Here is a 16,415-nt window from a genome sequence, read left to right on the forward strand (position 1 = left end):
TGGCAGATCGCGCCAGCAGGGTTTAGGACTGCTGCGCAGTCCAACGGGGGACAAGCCCCCTCGCCACAAGCGCTAGGCTTTAGATACGGGGTAAACCTTACCCAAATCCACCAATACCACTATCGCCACGTTTTGCCTTTCTGCCACAAGAGGGACGCATTGCCTGCATAGGATGACCTTCATCAGTTTGATGAGGTGCCTCCATGAACACAGCACAGACCCGCCCCGGCGCGCCAATGAAGGTGCGCGGTGTGCAGAAACGCTTCGGCGCCTTTACCGCGTTGGATAACGTGTCCCTGGATGTCGCCGCCGGCGAACTGGTGTGCCTGCTGGGCCCGTCAGGCTGCGGCAAGACCACCTTGCTGCGCTGCATCGCGGGCCTTGAACGCCAGGACAGCGGCGAGTTGTACCTCGGCGACCGCGACGTTTCCCTACTGGCACCCCAGGCACGGGACTACGGCATTCTGTTCCAGTCCTACGCGCTGTTTCCCAATCTCACCGTCGAAGCGAACATCGGCTACGGCCTCACTGGCAGTGGCCGCGATGAGGTGCGCAAGCGCGTCGGGCAGATGCTGGAACTCGTAGGCCTGGTGGGCAGTGAAAAGAAATTCCCCGGTCAACTCTCCGGCGGCCAACAACAGCGCGTCGCCCTGGCCCGCGCCCTGGCACCGGCGCCGTCCTTGTTGTTGCTGGACGAACCCATGTCGGCCCTCGACGCCCGGGTACGCGAGCATCTGTGCACCGAGCTTCGCCAACTGCAACGCCGCCTGGGCATTACCACCCTGATGGTCACCCACAACCAGGACGAGGCCATGCTGATGGCCGACCGCATTGCCGTGATGAACAACGGCAAGGTCGAGCAGTACGCCACGCCCCAGGAAATCTACGATCGCCCGGCCACGCCGTTCGTGGCCGAGTTCGTCGGCCAGGGCAACTGGCTGCCGTTCAGCCGCAACAGCGACAGCCACGCCCAGGTCGGCGGGATGAACATGCGTCTTGCGGAAAACTCGGGTGCCGCAAAATCGGGTCGCCTGTTCTGCCGCCCGGAAGCCATCAACGTCAACCCGCCGGTGCATGAAGAAAACCTGTTCCCGGCCAAGGTCCGCGAGATCACCTTCCTCGGCAACCGCTGCCGCATGAGCTTTGAGCTGGACCAACTGCCCGGCCATCCGCTGCTGGCCGAACTGGCCCCGGAAGCCATGCCACGCCTCGGCGCCCAGGACATCTGGGTCGCGCTGCCCCCGCGCAGCCTGCAGGTGTTTGCCTGAGATGGCCCGCGATATAACTCTGCCGATACCCGGTAACGTGGCTCGTCAGGTTTCCCGTGCCGAAGTCGGCGACCGTATTTTTGTTATCGGCGGCAAGCTGCTCTGGCTGTGTTTGCTGGGCGTCGCGGTACTGCTGCCGCTGCTGGCCATCTTCTGGCGCGGCTTCAGCAGTGAAGCCGGGCAGGGCGGTGGCCTGGTGGCTGCGCGGGAACTGGTCACCAGCGATAACTTCCACTGGTTGCTGGGTAACAGCCTGAAGGTTTCCCTCAGTGTGGCGGCCATCGTCGTACCGCTGGCTTACCTGTTTGCCTACGCTTTGCAACGCACGCTGATTCCCGGCAAGGCGATCTGGCGCGGCATGTCGCTGCTGCCATTGATGGCGCCGTCGATGCTGCCCGGGATTGCGCTGGTCTACCTGTTCGGTAACCAGGGCATGCTGCGCGGGCTGCTGTCGGACAACATCTATGGCTTCTGGGGCATCGTCCTCGGTGAAGTGATCTACACCTTTCCCCATGCCCTGATGATCCTGTTGTCAGCGCTTTCCCTGGCGGACGCACGATTGTTTGACGCCGCATCGAGCATGGGCGCGAGTCCCGCCCGGGCGTTCCGCAGCATCACCTGGCCGGCGACGCGTCAGGCTGTCTTCGCTGCATTTTGCCTGGTGTTCACCTTGACCATCACTGACTTCGGCGTGCCCGTGGTAGTCGGTGGCGACTATCAAGTACTGGCCCTGGAAGCCTACAAAGCCGTGGTCGGGCAGCAACAATTCGGCCGGGGCGCCTTGATCGGCATGGTCCTGCTGCTGCCGGCACTCTTCAGCTTCGGCGTCGACGCCTGGCTGCGCCGCCGTCATGGCGACTCCATGAGCGGCCGCGCCCAAGTGTTCCAGCCGGCACCGTCGAAGCTGCGGGATGGCTGCTACCTGGCCATCGTCCTGCTGATCTGCGCGATCCTGTTGCTGGTGTTTGGCATGGCGGTCTACTCGTCGCTGGTGAAATTCTGGCCCTATAACCTGTCGCTGTCCCTGGCCCATTACCAGTTCGAGGACACGGCCGGCGGCGGTTGGCTGGCCTACCGCAACAGCATCACCATGGCCCTGTGCACTGCATTGATCGGCAGCGTGCTGATCTTTACCGGCGCCTACCTGATGGAAAAGACCAAGGGCCAGAAGGGCCTGAACCTGGCGTTGCGCATGCTCAGCTTCGTGCCGATGGCGGTGCCGGGGTTGGTGCTGGGCCTGGGCTACGTGTTCTTTTTCAACCTCAACGGCAACCCGCTGCATGTGCTCTACGGCACCATGACGCTGCTGGTGGTGTGCACCATTGCTCACTATTTGACCACCGCACAAATGACCGCCACCACGGCCCTGCGCCAGTTGGACGCCGAGTTCGAAGCCGCCGCGCTGTCCCTCAAGGCGCCGCTGTACCGGCATTACCTGCGGGTCACCGTGCCGATCTGCCTGCCGGCGCTGCTGGACATCGTGCGCTACCTGTTCGTCTCGGCGATGACCACCGTCTCCGCCGCGATCTTCCTCTACAGCCCCGACACCATCCTCGCGGCAGTCGCCGTATTGAACATGGACGACGCCGGCAACGTCGGCGGCGCGGCGGCCATGTCGACCCTGATTCTGTTCACCTCGGCGGGCGTGTCCTTGCTGCTGGCGTGGGCCTCACGCGGCTTGTTGCGCCGCTCCCAGGCCTGGCGCCAAACCGCGCCCGGTCAATAAATCATCCATAAAGGAACTGCACCATGTTCAAGCCCCTGGCGTTAGCCGCTGCTGTGCTCACTGCGTTCAGCCTGAATGCCTTTGCCGCCAAGACCGAGTTGACCGTGTACACGGCCCTCGAAGCCGAGCAATTGAAGACTTACAAACAGGCCTTCGAAAAGGCTAACCCGGACATCGATATCAAATGGGTACGCGATTCCACCGGCATCATCACCGCCAAGCTGCTGGCCGAAAAATCCCGCCCGCAGGCTGACGTGGTCTGGGGCCTGGCGGCTTCCAGCCTGGCGATCCTCGACCAGCAGGGCATGCTGCAAAACTACGCACCCAAGGACCTGGGCAAGATCGGTGCGAACTACCGCGACGCCGCCAATCCGCCGGCCTGGGTCGGCATGGACGTGTGGGCTGCGACTATCTGCTTCAACACCGTTGAAGCCGAAAAGCAGGGCCTGAGCAAGCCGCTGAGCTGGCAAGACCTGACCAAGCCTGAGTACAAAGGCAAGATCGTGATGCCCAATCCGGCCTCGTCCGGCACCGGTTTCCTGGATGTGAGCGCCTGGCTGCAGACCTTCGGCGAGAAGCAGGGCTGGCAGTACATGGACGACCTGCACCAGAACATCGGCCAGTACGTTCACTCCGGTTCCAAGCCGTGCAAGCTGGCGGCCTCGGGTGAGTTCCCGATCGGCATTTCGTTTGAATACCCGGCCGTTCAACTGAAGCGCCAGGGTGCACCGCTGGACATCATCCTGCCGAAAGAAGGCCTGGGCTGGGACATCGAAGCGACTGCCGTGATCAAAGGCACTGCCCACGCGGACGCGGCACAGAAACTCGCCGACTTCTCCGCCAGCCCGGCGGCGATGGAGCTGTACAAGGAAAACTTCGCGGTACTGGCCCAGCCGGGCATCGCCAAACCGCAGACCGAATTGCCGGCTGACTATGAGCAGCGGCTGATCAAGAACGACTTCGCCTGGGCGTCGAAAAACCGCGACAGCATCCTGACCGAATGGCGCAAGCGCTATGACGGCAAGTCGGAAAAGGTGGCGGGTCAGTAATTTTTCGGGTTGGGCTGATGGCCTCTTCGCGAGCAAGCCCGCTCCCACATTTTGAATGTGTTCACAAATCAAAATGTGGGAGCGGGCTTGCTCGCGAAGGCGGTCTCGAATTCAGGACATCACTTCATGACACAACTGCTGATCATCGGCGCCGGCATCCTCGGCCTTTCCCACGCCTACGCGGCCGCCAAACGCGGCCTCAAGGTCAAGGTCTTCGAGCGCAGCGCCACTCCATTGGGCGCTTCCGTGCGCAACTTCGGCCAGGCACTGGTCACCGGCCAGCCGCCCGGGCCGATGCTCGACCTGGCGCGGGAAAGCCGCGAGATCTGGGGCCAGTGGGCAAAGCTCGCCGGTATCCAGCTCAAACGCAACGGCTCCTACCTGTTCGCCCGTACCGAGGCCGAAGAGCACTTGCTTGAAGCTTTCTGTGCCGGTCGCGCCAAGGAGCACGGTTATCGCGTCGAGTTGCTGCAAGGTGCCGACCTGCACGACCTTTACGGCGGCCAGTTCAAGCATCACCGCGCCGCGCTTCACGGGCTGGACGATCAGCAACTGTATTCCCGCGAAGCCATCCCGGCGCTGATCAACTACCTGAGCCGCGAACTCAACGTGGAGTTTCACTTCTCCACTCTGGTCCGCGACATCGAACCCGGGCAGGTGCACACCACTGCCGGTTCCTTTCGCGGCGAGCAGATCATTGTCTGCTCCGGCCACGACTACCAGACGCTGCTGGCCGAGCAGATCGCCGAGCTCAACCCGCAAATCTGCCGCCTGCAAATGCTGCGCGCCCGGCCTGCGGTGGAATTGAACCTGCAACACGCGCTGCTGACCGGTCTGAGCTGCGTCCACTACGGCGCCTTCGCTGATTTGCCGGAAGCCGCGCCGGTGCAGGCCGAAATCCTGCGGGATGTACCGCATCTGCACGAAAACGGCATTCATCTGCTGATCAGCCCAACGCCTTATGGCGAGCTGATCATCGGTGATTCCCACCATTACGGCAGCGACCCTTCACCGTTCAACGCTGAGCAGGTGGACACCTGGATGATCGAGTTGGCCGAAGAGACGCTGGGCTGCAAGATCCAGGTGGTGGAACGCTGGCAGGGTGTCTATGGTTCCCGTGGCCCAGGGCCGTTTTCGTTCCTGCGGGCGGCACCGGGGGTGAGCGCGGCGCTGATGCACACCGGCGTGGGCATGAGCGTCGGGCCGGCGATGGCCGAGCGCAATATCACAGAGCTGTGGGGGAGTGCTTGATGAACACTGAACAGGCAATCGCCGAGGTCTTCGGCCTGTATGAACTACACGGCACCGCTGACTACATCGGCGAACCGGTCTCGCAGATCGAGCACATGTCCCAGGCTGCGCAGTTGGCCATGGCTGAGGGCTTCGATGATGAAGTGGTGCTGGCGGCGTTCTTCCACGATATCGGGCATATTTGCGGCCAAGGTGGCGAGAACATGGGCGGCTATGGCGTGGTCAGCCATGAACGGCTGGGCGCCGATTATCTGCGCCGCGCAGGCTTCAGCGAGCGTATGGCCAAACTGGTGGAGTACCACGTGCAGGCCAAGCGTTACCTGACCTTCAGCCAGCCGGATTACTACGCACGCTTGAGCGAAGCCAGCCGCCGTACCTTGGGTTACCAGGGTGGCGTGATGACAGCCGAGCAAGCACGGGCGTTTGAGCAGGATCCGCTGTGCGCCGTCAGCCTGCGCATGCGCCACTGGGATGAACAGGCCAAGGAAATGCATGTGCCGGTGCTGGACCTTGAAGTGCTGAAGTCCAAGGCGCGGCAACTGTTGGCGGCTTAGGTCTCGTCCAGGCGCTGGGCCAGGGCTTCGATCTGTTCCTGGCGCTCGGCCTGGCTCAACTTGGGGTGCGGGTTAAGGGACGACCATTGCGGGTGGGCACGGGCCTTGTTCAGGGCTTCCGGCAGCTTGCCTTCGCGCCAGGTCTTGTCCTGGGGTGTGTCGACCTTGATGCTGTGGATCGCCGCGTGACCCCGCAGGTTAAGGGCCTTGAGCAGTTGCCGCTGGCGCAGGGCCAACAGGCGCAGCACGCTGTCGTCGACGGTCAGCTCGCGCTGGCCCTTGATCTTGCCCAGCAGGCGGCTGCCATAACTGCGAGCCGTTTGCAGTGCGCCTCCCGCGATGGCTCCGGCGAGCGCGGCGGCGCCGAGGGTCAGGCCGCCTACGAGTAGATCCACACCCGCACCGGCGGCCGCGCCGGCTGCGATACCGCCACCGACCCGCACGCCCAGTTGCTTGAGGGTTTCGGGGTTGAACAGGTCATCGCCCCAACGCCCGTCCAGCAGCGGTAAATCGCTGGCGGCGGCGTCTTGCGGGCGGAAGCCGAACAGCTTGAGCAAGGCCTCCACGCAACGCTGTTCGCGCTGGCGCACGGCTTTGCGCAGTTCGCTGATGGCTTGCTGTTCTACCTCGGCTTCGCTGACCACGCTGCGGCGGCAGGCGGCGCAGTCGACCAGCAGTTCGGCGATCAGCCGTGCAGCACTTTGCTGGCGAGCCTGGCGCTGGGCTTCCTGATCGAGGATCAGCCGCTCCAGTTGCCCACGGGAATTTTCCAGCAGCAGGGCGAGGCTTTCATAGAGGCGGCGCTCGCCGTCTTCCGGTGGCGCGACGCTGTCGAAACGCACCAGTGCGTGCAGGCCGAGGCGGGCGAGGGCTTCGCGCCAGTCCGGCTCGCGGTGGTCGGCGCTGCTGACAAAATTGAGCACCGGCAGCAACGGCTTGCCACAGCTGGCCAGCACTTGCAGCTCATCGCGGTACTTGGCCAGCACCGGCTCCCTGGCATCTATCACATACAGCCCGGCATCCGAGGCCAGCAGTTGGCGCAGCACCTTGGCTTCCTGTTCGAAGCGTTGCCGGGCCTCGCTGCCTTCCAGAAAACGCGCCAGCCGTGCCGGGCCGTCGAGGCGTTCGCCGGGGCGGTCCAGGCGCTCGAGGTAATCGAGCAGGGCGATGGCATCTTCCAGGCCGGGCGTGTCGTACAGCTCCAGCAAGGCTTCGCCGTCTACCGACAGCCGAGCACCTTCGACATGCCGGGTGGTGCTGGGCCGATGGGAGACTTCTCCGAAGCCGACGTCTCGCGTGAGGGTGCGCAGCAACGAGGTCTTGCCGACGTTGGTGTGGCCGACCACGGCGAGTTTCAGGGGCTTAGTCATGACCGGTCTCCAGCCAAGTGAGCGGCGCGCAATCAGCGAACGGGATCTGCAACTGCTGCAATGCTGTATGCCAATCACCCAAACGTTCCGCGTCCAGCGCCTGGCCCGCCGGCGCTTGCAGCAGCCAGACGCGGGTGGCGGTGGCGCTGCGGGCCAGTTCGGCAATCAGCGCGAGGCTGCCACGATCCGGCGAGCGCCGTGGGTCGCAGGCGATGGCCAGGCGTGCGGGCGGGAAGCGGGTGAGTTGCTCCAGCAGCTTGTTGCGGGATTCACGGCTGTCGAGGATGCCGGCGTCCTTGACGCTGGCCGGGAGCTTCGGAGGCCAGGTGCGTTGGTCATCGAGTTCAATGGCCACCAGCAGGGCGCCGTCGCTTTCCAATTCGCTGACGCCGCCGGTCACGTTGTGCAACTGTTCGGGCGCTGCATCGTTGACCCCAAGCCGTTCGCTGCTGGGCATCAGCCGCTCACGCAGTTGGCTGTAGCCGGGCAGGTTAAGGTCGAGGCTCAAGGCGGCGCGCCCGCGTTTCCAGCGCCACAGGCACAGCAGCGCGAGGATCAGGCGCGGCAGGATGCCGTAAACCAGCAGCACGCCCACCAGCCAAGCGGCCCAGGCCTGGCGGGCGCTTTCGATATTCAGGGCGGCATCGCCGCTGGCGCGGATCATCTCGACGGTGGGCACATTGAAGCCGAGCAAGGCGGGCAGGGCGCCGAGGGTTTGGGTCACGGCGACAAAGGTATCGGCCCGCAGGATGGTGGTTTCCCACACAAAACCGTAGCGCCGGGTGGCCAAGAGCGTCAGCAGGATCACCAGGGCGCTGAGCAGGGCCAGCAGCCACAAGCTGTTGACCAGCACACCGACGGCCCAGCGATTGAGTTTGCGCCGTTGCAGCAACAGCAGCAGGGCGGGCGCCAGTTGCGCGGCCTTGGCGTCGCGGGCGAGTTTTTCGCTGAGCCATAACCACAGGCGGCCGAGGCTCGCGCCGTGTTCACCGGCAAACAACAGGCCCAGGGCCCAGCTCAACAGCAGGATCAGGTTCAAACCCAGCAAGCTGCCCAGGGCCCAGAACACATTGACCGGCGCCAGCCCGTTGCCCAGCGCGGCAAAGGCCAGGCCGGCACCGCTGACGATAGCAACCACCGCCAGCAGGATCAGCGCCAGGCGTGCACCTTGCAGCCAGCGGGTCAGGGCGGCGGTCAGGCCATCGCGTTCAGCCAGCCACAGCGCGCGGTTTTGAATGCGCGTCGGCAAGTCACCGCCGCTGCTGCGGGCCAGGCGATTGGCTTCCTGGTCTTCCAGGGCGCCGGCGTGTTCCTCGCGCAAGCGCACGGTTTCGGTCAGCCAGAGTGTTTGCAGGGGATTCAGAGCTGTCACGCGCCGTCCTGTTGAGCCAGTGAGGTTGGAGCATAACCGCTGGAACGCCGGTTGGGGTATGCCGCGCGCGCCTCTGGTATTCTCGTCGCCATGAAAAAAACTCTCCCTTTAAGCCTGATCGCAGCCCTCGGTGAAAACCGTGTGATCGGCGTCGACAACAGCATGCCCTGGCATTTGCCGGGGGATTTCAAATATTTCAAGGCCACCACCTTGGGCAAGCCGATCATCATGGGGCGCAAGACCTGGGATTCCCTGGGTCGACCGTTGCCGGGCCGGTTGAACATTGTGGTCAGCCGTCAGACCGACTTGGCGCTGGAAGGTGCGGAAGTTTTTCCGTCCCTCGAAGCGGCAGTGGAGCGGGCTGAGCAATGGGCCAAGGCGCAGGGCGTGGATGAGCTGATGCTGATCGGCGGCGCGCAGTTGTATGCCCAGGGGCTGGAGCAGGCGGATCGCCTGTATTTGACGCGGGTGGCGTTGAGCCCGGACGGGGATGCGTGGTTTCCCGAGTTTGATTTGAACCAGTGGAAGCTGGTGTCGAATGTCGAGAATGCGGCTGAGGGTGATAAGCCGGCGTATAACTTTGAGGTTTGGGAAAAAGCCTAAAATTCATGTGGCGAGGGAGCTCGCTGTGGCGAGGGAGCTTGCTCCCGCTGGGCTGCGAAGCGGCCCTGAAAGCTGATCCCTCAATCTCTCAGAAAACTCGGTCGCCTGCTTTGGGGCTGCTGCGCAGCCCAGCGGGAGCAAGCTCCCTCGCCACAAAGTTCAGCCGTTAAGCCTGCGCCAACTCCGCATGCTCATCCGCATTCAACAACTCTTTATCCGTCTGCTGCATGATTTGGCTGGTAATCGCCCCGGCCGTCATCGAACCGTTCACGTTCAACGCCGTACGGCCCATGTCGATCAGCGGCTCAACCGAAATCAGCAACGCCACCAGTGACACCGGCAAGCCCATCGCCGGCAGCACGATCAGCGCGGCAAACGTCGCACCGCCGCCCACGCCCGCCACACCGGCGGAACTCAAGGTGACAATCGCCACCAGTGTTGCGATCCACAGCGGGTCCAGCGGGTTGATGCCCACTGTCGGCGCAACCATCACTGCCAGCATCGCCGGATAAAGGCCCGCGCAACCGTTCTGGCCAATCGTCGCGCCAAACGAGGCGGCAAAGCCGGCGATGGACTGCGGAATCCCCAGGCGACGGGTCTGCGCTTCAATGCTCAGCGGGATGCTGGCGGCGCTGGAGCGGCTGGTGAAGGCAAACGTCAGCACTGGCCAGACCTTGCGGAAGAACCGCAGTGGGTTGACCCCGGCCAGGGACAGCAGCAGGCCGTGCACCACAAACATCAGGCCCAGGGCCAGGTACGACACCACCACAAAACTGCCGAGCTTGATGATGTCTTGCAGGTTGGAGCTGGCGACCACTTTGGTCATCAGCGCCAATACGCCGTACGGGGTCAGTTTCATCACCAGGCGCACCAGGCGCATCACCCAGGCTTGCAGGGTGTCGATGGCGTTGAGGACTTTCTGGCCTTTTGCCACGTCATCCTTGAGCAGTTGCAGCGCGGCAACCCCGAGGAATGCAGCAAAAATCACCACACTGATAATCGACGTCGGCTTGGCCCGGGCCAGGTCGGCGAACGGGTTCTGCGGGATGAACGACAGCAGCAGTTGCGGGATATTCAGGTCGGCGACCTTGCCTGCGTAATCACTCTGGATCACTTGCAGGCGCGCCATTTCCTGGGTGCCGGCCACCAGGCCTTCGGCGGTAAGGCCGAACAGGTTGGTCAGGCCGATACCGATCAGCGCCGCAATCGCCGTGGTGAACAGCAGCGTACCGATGGTCAGGAAGCTGATCTTGCCCAGGGACGACGCGTTATGCAGGCGGGCTACGGCGCTGAGGATCGAGGCGAACACCAGCGGGATCACGATCATTTGCAGCAACTGCACGTAACCGTTGCCGACCAGGTCGAACCAGCCGATCGAGGCCTTGAGCACCGGGTTGCCGGCACCGTAGATCGCGTGCAGCACCACACCGAAGATCACGCCGAGTACCAACGCGAACAAGACCTTCTTGGCGAGGCTCCAGTTGGTTCGACGGGTTTGTGCCAGGCCCAGCAACAGGGCCACGAACACCAGTAAGTTGAGAATCAGGGGCAGATTCATTGAAGCTCCGTTGAGAAGGCAGCCAATCGCGTGAGCCTGCGATTGCGAACCGGAAATGCTAACAGCTTGAAATATAATGATTTAATACCTTTATGGAATGGTCACTGTCGTTTTTGGAATAAGCAAATGGCGCCCAGGCGTACGCGGGTGGCGCGATCACGACGAAAGCGGTCGCGCTCGGGCGATAACTGTCACACAGATTTGTTAGCGTCGATGTCTTTCACTCAGGGAGAAAACGCACATGAAGCTAGCGCCGAAACTGTTTGCCGCCGCGCTGTGCCTGGGCCTTGCGAGCCAGGCCTTTGCCGCCACCGAGTTGAAACATTGGCCTGCGGCTGCCGCGAAGCAACTGGACACGATGATTGCCGCCAATGCCAACAAGGTCAACTTTGCGGTATTCGACATGGACAACACCAGTTACCGCTACGACCTTGAAGAGTCGTTGCTGCCGTACCTGGAAAACAAGGGCCTGATCACCCGCGACACCATGGACCCTTCCCTGAAGCTGATCCCGTTCAAAGACACCGCCGACCACAAGGAAAGCCTGTTCAGTTACTACTACCGCCTCTGTGAAGTCGACGACATGGTCTGCTACCCATGGGTCGCGCAGATTTTCTCCGGCTTCACCCTCAAGGAACTCAAGGGCTACGTCGACGAGATGATGGCGTCGGGCAAGCCGGTGCCGGTCACCTATTACGAAGGTGACGTGGTCAAGAAGATGGAAGTGCAGCCGCCGAAGGTCTTCACCGGCCAGGCTGAGCTGTTCAACAAGCTGATGGAAAACGGCATTGAGGTCTACGTGATGACCGCCGCGTCCGAGGAACTGGTGCGCATGGTCGCGGCCGATCCGAAGTACGGCTACAACGTTAAACCCGAGAATGTCATCGGCGTGACCACCTTGCTCAAGGACCGCAAGACCGGCGAGCTGACCACCGCGCGCAAGCAGATTGCTGCAGGCAAGTATGACGAGAAGGCCAACCTCGGCCTGGAACTGACCCCGTACCTGTGGACCCCAGCCACCTGGATGGCTGGCAAGCACGCGGCGATCCTGACCTATATCGACGAGTGGAAAAAACCGGTGATCGTCGGTGGCGACACGCCAACCAGTGACGGCTACATGCTGTTTCATGACGTGGACGTGGCCAAGGGCGGCATCCACCTGTGGATCAACCGTAAAGACAAATACATGACCCAGCTCAACGGCATGATGGCCAAGCACGCGGCGGCCCAGGCCAAGGAAGGGTTGCCGGTGACAGCGGACAAGAACTGGGTGATCGTCAAGCCGGACGAAATTCAGTAAGTACGGATGTACTCGGTCAAAAATGTGGGAGCGGGCTTGCTCGCGAAGGCGGTGGATCAGCTAGCTTATTCAGTAACTGGCACACCGCAATTCGCGAGCAAGCCCGCTCCCACAGTTGATCTCCTTTGTTTGAGGAATTATCTCCAGGCAAAAAAATGCCCCGCACGTGACGGGGCATTTTTATGGGCGAGGTTTACAGACCGTCAAGCATCGCCTTGTTACGCACAGCACCTTTGTCGGCACTGGTGGCCAGCAGGGCGTAAGCCTTCAGCGCGGTGGTGACTTTGCGCGGACGCTTCTCCACCGGCTTCCAGCCTTTCTTGTCCTGCTCGACCCGGCGTGCCGCCAGTTCTTCGTCGCTGATCAACAGGTTGATCGAGCGGTTCGGAATGTCGATCAGCACCTTGTCGCCATCTTGCACCAGGCCAATGGCGCCGCCCGCAGCGGCTTCCGGTGACGCGTGGCCGATGGACAGGCCCGAAGTGCCGCCCGAGAAGCGGCCGTCGGTCAGCAAGGCGCAGGCTTTGCCCAGGCCTTTGGATTTCAGGTACGACGTCGGGTAGAGCATTTCCTGCATGCCCGGGCCGCCTTTCGGGCCTTCGTAGCGGATGATGACGATGTCGCCTTCTTTCACTTCGTCAGCGAGGATGCCGCGTACCGAACTGTCCTGGCTTTCGTAGATCTTGGCGCGGCCTTCGAACACGTGGATCGACTCATCCACACCGGCGGTTTTTACCACGCAGCCATCGAGGGCGATGTTGCCGTACAGCACGGCCAGGCCACCTTCTTGCGAGTAGGCGTGCTCGACACTGCGGATGCAGCCGTTTTCACGGTCGTCGTCGAGGGTTTCCCAGCGGGTCGACTGGCTGAACGCGGTTTGCGTCGGGATACCGGCCGGGCCTGCCTTGAAGAAGGTGTGCACGGCTTCGTCGTCAGTCTGGGTGATGTCCCACTTGGCGATGCCTTCAGCCAGGGATTTGCTGTGCACGGTCGGCAGGTCGGTGTGCAGCAAGCCGCCACGGGCCAGGGAGCCCAGGATCGAGAAGATCCCGCCGGCGCGGTGCACGTCTTCCATGTGGTACTTCTGGATGTTCGGCGCGACTTTGCACAGTTGCGGCACGTGGCGCGACAGACGGTCGATGTCCTTCAGGTCGAAGTCGATCTCGGCTTCTTGCGCGGCGGCCAGCAAGTGCAGGATGGTGTTGGTGGAACCGCCCATGGCGATGTCCAGGGTCATGGCGTTTTCGAACGCCTTGAAGTTGGCGATGTTGCGCGGCAACACCGACTCATCGTTCTCGGTGTAGTAGCGCTTGCACAGCTCGACGATGGTGCGGCCGGCCTGCAGGAACAGTTGCTCGCGGTCGCTGTGGGTGGCCAGTGTCGAGCCGTTGCCTGGCAAGGCGAGCCCTAAGGCTTCCACCAGGCAGTTCATCGAGTTGGCGGTGAACATGCCGGAGCACGAACCGCAGGTAGGGCAGGCGCTGCGCTCATATTCCGCGACCTTCTCGTCAGAAGCGCTGGAATCGGCGGCGATGACCATGGCGTCCACCAGGTCGAGGCCGTGGGAGGCGAGTTTGGTCTTACCGGCTTCCATCGGGCCGCCGGAAACGAAGATCACCGGGATGTTCAGGCGCAGGGAGGCCATCAGCATGCCGGGGGTGATCTTGTCGCAGTTGGAGATGCACACAATGGCGTCGGCGCAGTGGGCGTTGACCATGTATTCCACGGAGTCGGCGATGATCTCGCGGCTCGGCAGGGAATACAGCATGCCGTCATGGCCCATGGCGATGCCGTCATCCACGGCGATGGTGTTGAATTCTTTTGCCACGCCGCCGGCGCGTTCGATCTCGCGGGCGACCAGTTGGCCCAGGTCCTTGAGGTGGACGTGGCCGGGTACGAACTGGGTGAACGAGTTGGCAATCGCGATGATCGGCTTCTTGAAGTCGTCATCTTTCATCCCCGTGGCGCGCCACAGTGCGCGCGCGCCGGCCATGTTGCGGCCGTGGGTGGATGTTTTCGAACGGTAATCTGGCATGGAACACTCCGGGCGGCTAATCAGGTGCTAAAGGGGAAGTGAGCTTCTATCGACGTCTGGAACACTCAGAAAATGGCCGTGTGTCCGGAAGTTGCCACTCGCGTCGCGGGATCGCCGCGTGCTTGGGCCTCGAGCTCATAAACCCGCCGGGGGATGACTGGCGATGAATAGGTCCGATTCTACACCGTCTACCTGTAGGAGCGAGCTTGCTCGCGAAAAACGTCAACGATAACGCAGCGCTATCAGGTGGCCCGTGTCGCCTGTTGGTTTTTCGCGAGCAAGCTCGCTCCTACAGGGTTGCGTATTTTAAAGCCACATGGCGTCCCAGAGCGGATAGTCGCCGATACGCTCAACCAGCCCTGCTCTTAATGGATTGGCGACGATGTATCGGGCTGTTGCTTTCAGGTCATCTTCCCGGCGCAACGCGCGATCAAAGTAGCCCTTTTGCCAAAGTGTCCCGTGGCAACTCCTCGCTTTGTTAATGGCGTGGGCACTTCGCGACTTGGTGATTCGCATCAGCCTTGGCAAATCGCCGTTGTGCAATTCCACCAGCCAATGGAAATGGTCCGGCATCACGACCCAGGCAAGTGAAGTCGCCTCGCCGTCAACCTGAGCCTTTCTGAATTCGCGAACAAGCAGGCGGCCGATACGCCAGTCCTGGAAGATTAGCTGTCGTTGATGGGTGACAGCGGTGAGCAGGTAAATGCGGCCGGATTCTGAATAGCGGCCTGTACGCAGACGATGTGCGTTTTGGTGGGTGGACATTCCTTCGTCCTCTTCGTGTGGGTAGAAGAGAGACGGTAGGAGGCAGCGGTGTCTATTGGCGTTTAAACACTGGTTCTGAATATGTCATGCCTTTCTGTAGGAGCGAGCTTGCTTGCGAAGAACGTCAACGATAACGCAGCGCTATCAGGTGGCCCGTGTCGTCTATACGTTTTTCGCGAGCAAGCTCGCTCCTACAGTGGGAGGGCGTTAGTGTCCGACTCTAATGTTCGTCACCACGCCCCAGACGCTGAACACGATGAAGCTGATAGCGATGGTCATCAGCAAGTTGGCTCCGGCTTGGGCGAGCGCGGCGCTGCTGACGGCGGCGGTGATGAACATGATGCTGTTGCCGGCCGAGGCGGCGGTGCCGGCGCTGCTGGAGAACAGCAACATGGCCGCGGAAATTGCGGCGGGGCGAACCAGGGTCACGGCCAGGGCGCTGATCAGCATCGGGATCAGCAGGGTGACGGTGGTCATGGCCTCATAGTGAATGACCAGCGCCAGCAACACGCCGGCGACCCCCAGTAGGCCCAGCCCGAGGTTGATTTGCCGCGTGAGGGAGATATGTTTCTGCAGGGCGGTCGCTGCAACGCCGCCCAGCAGATAGGCAACGCCATACACCATCAGCACCACCGCGTACTGGTATTCAGACAGCTTCAACTCATCCATGAAAATCAACGGCGTGACGCTGATCAAGGCGAAGTAACAGGCGAATACCAACGCGGCGATCCACCAATAGCGGATGAAGTCCCGGTTCCCGGCGATGGATTTCAGCGTGGCGATGATCGAGACAGGGGCTCTTTCAGGGCTGGCCGCCTTGGACGGCAATATCAGCCAGGCGTGGATAAACATGCCCAGCGCCATCACCGCAAACCCGTAGAAGCTGCCCTGCCAATCAAATGTGGTTTGCAGCCAGGAACCGAGCAGCGGCGACAGCGCAACGAACGATCCGCTCAGGGTCATGTAATAGATGCGGATGCGGGCGCGATCCTGCTCTTCAAACAGGTCCTCCACCAGCGCATGGCCCAGTACGAAAAAACCACAGCCGATGGCCTGGACGGCGCGAAACAGCAGGAAGCTCGGGTAATTGGCCGCCAGTGCGCAGCCGATCGAGCCAAGGGTGGAAACCACAATGCAGCCCAGCAGGACTTCCTTGCGCCCGAACTTGTCTGAAAGCGGGCCGGCGATCAGCTGGGAAATCGCAAATACCAGGGTGAACAGGCTGATAGACAGCGCGACTTCAGCGGTTGAAGTGTCGAACTTCGCGGCCAGGGCTGGAAAGGAGGGCAGCAGGATATTGATCGGGAAGAAGCTGATCAGGGAGATGCAGGTGATGAGGATGAAGCGCGAGCGTTGTTGGCGTTTTACGTCGCCATGGGGTGGCGAATAAGAGGACTCAGACATTGTTTTTATTTTCCGGAGTAAAACCAGAAACCGATACTAGTCTGCGAAACGGGGAATTCAATCAAAAGTGTTGTGGGAGGCCAGCCCATGATGATGTTTGTTGCCGCTGTAGGAGCGAGCTTGCTCGCGAAGAACGTCAACGATAACGCAGCGCTATCAG

Annotated in this window: 13 protein-coding genes; 7 read left to right on the forward strand and 6 right to left on the reverse strand. The window is 61.9% G+C overall.

Features of this window, described 5'->3' with window-relative positions:
- Positions 1-203 precede the first annotated feature (203 nt).
- The 5 genes from HBJ59_RS15855 (at position 204) to HBJ59_RS15875 (ending at position 5,848) form a co-directional block, all read left to right on the forward strand.
- On the forward strand, positions 204-1,268 hold the full coding sequence (locus HBJ59_RS15855; protein WP_076013023.1) for a putative 2-aminoethylphosphonate ABC transporter ATP-binding protein: 1,065 nt from the start codon (positions 204-206) through the stop codon (positions 1,266-1,268).
- A gap of 1 nt (position 1,269) precedes the next feature.
- Positions 1,270-2,994, forward strand: coding sequence for a putative 2-aminoethylphosphonate ABC transporter permease subunit (locus HBJ59_RS15860; RefSeq protein ID WP_167664071.1), 1,725 nt, complete (start codon positions 1,270-1,272; stop codon positions 2,992-2,994).
- Between the two features lie 23 nt (positions 2,995-3,017).
- Complete coding sequence (locus tag HBJ59_RS15865) at positions 3,018-4,043, forward strand: putative 2-aminoethylphosphonate ABC transporter substrate-binding protein (protein WP_167664072.1); 1,026 nt, start codon at positions 3,018-3,020, stop codon at positions 4,041-4,043.
- A gap of 126 nt (positions 4,044-4,169) precedes the next feature.
- Positions 4,170-5,294 (forward strand): TIGR03364 family FAD-dependent oxidoreductase, encoded by a 1,125-nt coding sequence (locus tag HBJ59_RS15870; protein WP_167664073.1) that lies wholly within the window; start codon positions 4,170-4,172, stop codon positions 5,292-5,294.
- Positions 5,294-5,848 carry a phosphonate degradation HD-domain oxygenase gene (locus HBJ59_RS15875; protein ID WP_167664074.1) on the forward strand — a complete coding sequence of 185 codons (555 nt, stop codon included), beginning with the start codon at positions 5,294-5,296 and terminating at the stop codon, positions 5,846-5,848. Before HBJ59_RS15870 ends, HBJ59_RS15875 begins: the two co-directional genes overlap by 1 nt.
- Here HBJ59_RS15875 and HBJ59_RS15880 read toward each other — a convergent pair.
- Together HBJ59_RS15880 and HBJ59_RS15885 are read right to left on the reverse strand one after the other, a co-directional pair.
- On the reverse strand, positions 5,845-7,218 hold the full coding sequence (locus HBJ59_RS15880; protein ID WP_076013018.1) for a DUF3482 domain-containing protein: 1,374 nt from the start codon (positions 7,216-7,218) through the stop codon (positions 5,845-5,847). The genes HBJ59_RS15875 and HBJ59_RS15880 overlap by 4 nt on opposite strands.
- Positions 7,211-8,590, reverse strand: a complete 1,380-nt coding sequence (locus HBJ59_RS15885; protein WP_167664075.1) for a DUF2868 domain-containing protein — start codon at positions 8,588-8,590, stop codon at positions 7,211-7,213. Before HBJ59_RS15885 ends, HBJ59_RS15880 begins: the two co-directional genes overlap by 8 nt.
- A 90-nt stretch (positions 8,591-8,680) precedes the next feature.
- Between HBJ59_RS15885 and HBJ59_RS15890 the strand changes: the two genes are divergently transcribed.
- Entirely contained in the window at positions 8,681-9,193 is a 513-nt protein-coding gene (locus HBJ59_RS15890; RefSeq protein WP_167664076.1) for a dihydrofolate reductase, read from the forward strand.
- Between the two features lie 166 nt (positions 9,194-9,359).
- On the opposite strand, the gene HBJ59_RS15895 is transcribed toward HBJ59_RS15890, so the two are convergent.
- On the reverse strand, positions 9,360-10,751 hold the full coding sequence (locus HBJ59_RS15895; protein WP_167664077.1) for an L-cystine transporter: 1,392 nt from the start codon (positions 10,749-10,751) through the stop codon (positions 9,360-9,362).
- Between the two features lie 241 nt (positions 10,752-10,992).
- On the opposite strand from HBJ59_RS15895, the gene HBJ59_RS15900 reads away from it, so the two are divergent.
- Positions 10,993-12,051 carry a haloacid dehalogenase-like hydrolase gene (locus tag HBJ59_RS15900; RefSeq protein ID WP_167664078.1) on the forward strand — a complete coding sequence of 353 codons (1,059 nt, stop codon included), beginning with the start codon at positions 10,993-10,995 and terminating at the stop codon, positions 12,049-12,051.
- Positions 12,052-12,244: 193 nt separating this feature from the next.
- On the opposite strand, the gene ilvD is transcribed toward HBJ59_RS15900, so the two are convergent.
- The 3 genes from ilvD to HBJ59_RS15915 all read right to left on the reverse strand — a co-directional run bounded on the left by ilvD (position 12,245) and on the right by HBJ59_RS15915 (position 16,255).
- A complete protein-coding gene (gene ilvD / locus HBJ59_RS15905) occupies positions 12,245-14,086 on the reverse strand; it encodes a dihydroxy-acid dehydratase (protein ID WP_167664079.1) in 1,842 nt (613 codons plus the stop codon).
- A gap of 306 nt (positions 14,087-14,392) precedes the next feature.
- Complete coding sequence (locus HBJ59_RS15910) at positions 14,393-14,851, reverse strand: transposase (protein ID WP_167664080.1); 459 nt, start codon at positions 14,849-14,851, stop codon at positions 14,393-14,395.
- A gap of 207 nt (positions 14,852-15,058) precedes the next feature.
- Complete coding sequence (locus HBJ59_RS15915; RefSeq protein WP_167664081.1) at positions 15,059-16,255, reverse strand: MFS transporter; 1,197 nt, start codon at positions 16,253-16,255, stop codon at positions 15,059-15,061.
- Positions 16,256-16,415 lie beyond the last annotated feature (160 nt).

This window comes from Pseudomonas sp. AN3A02 (assembly GCF_011765255.1).
In the GTDB taxonomy this organism is placed as follows: domain Bacteria; phylum Pseudomonadota; class Gammaproteobacteria; order Pseudomonadales; family Pseudomonadaceae; genus Aquipseudomonas.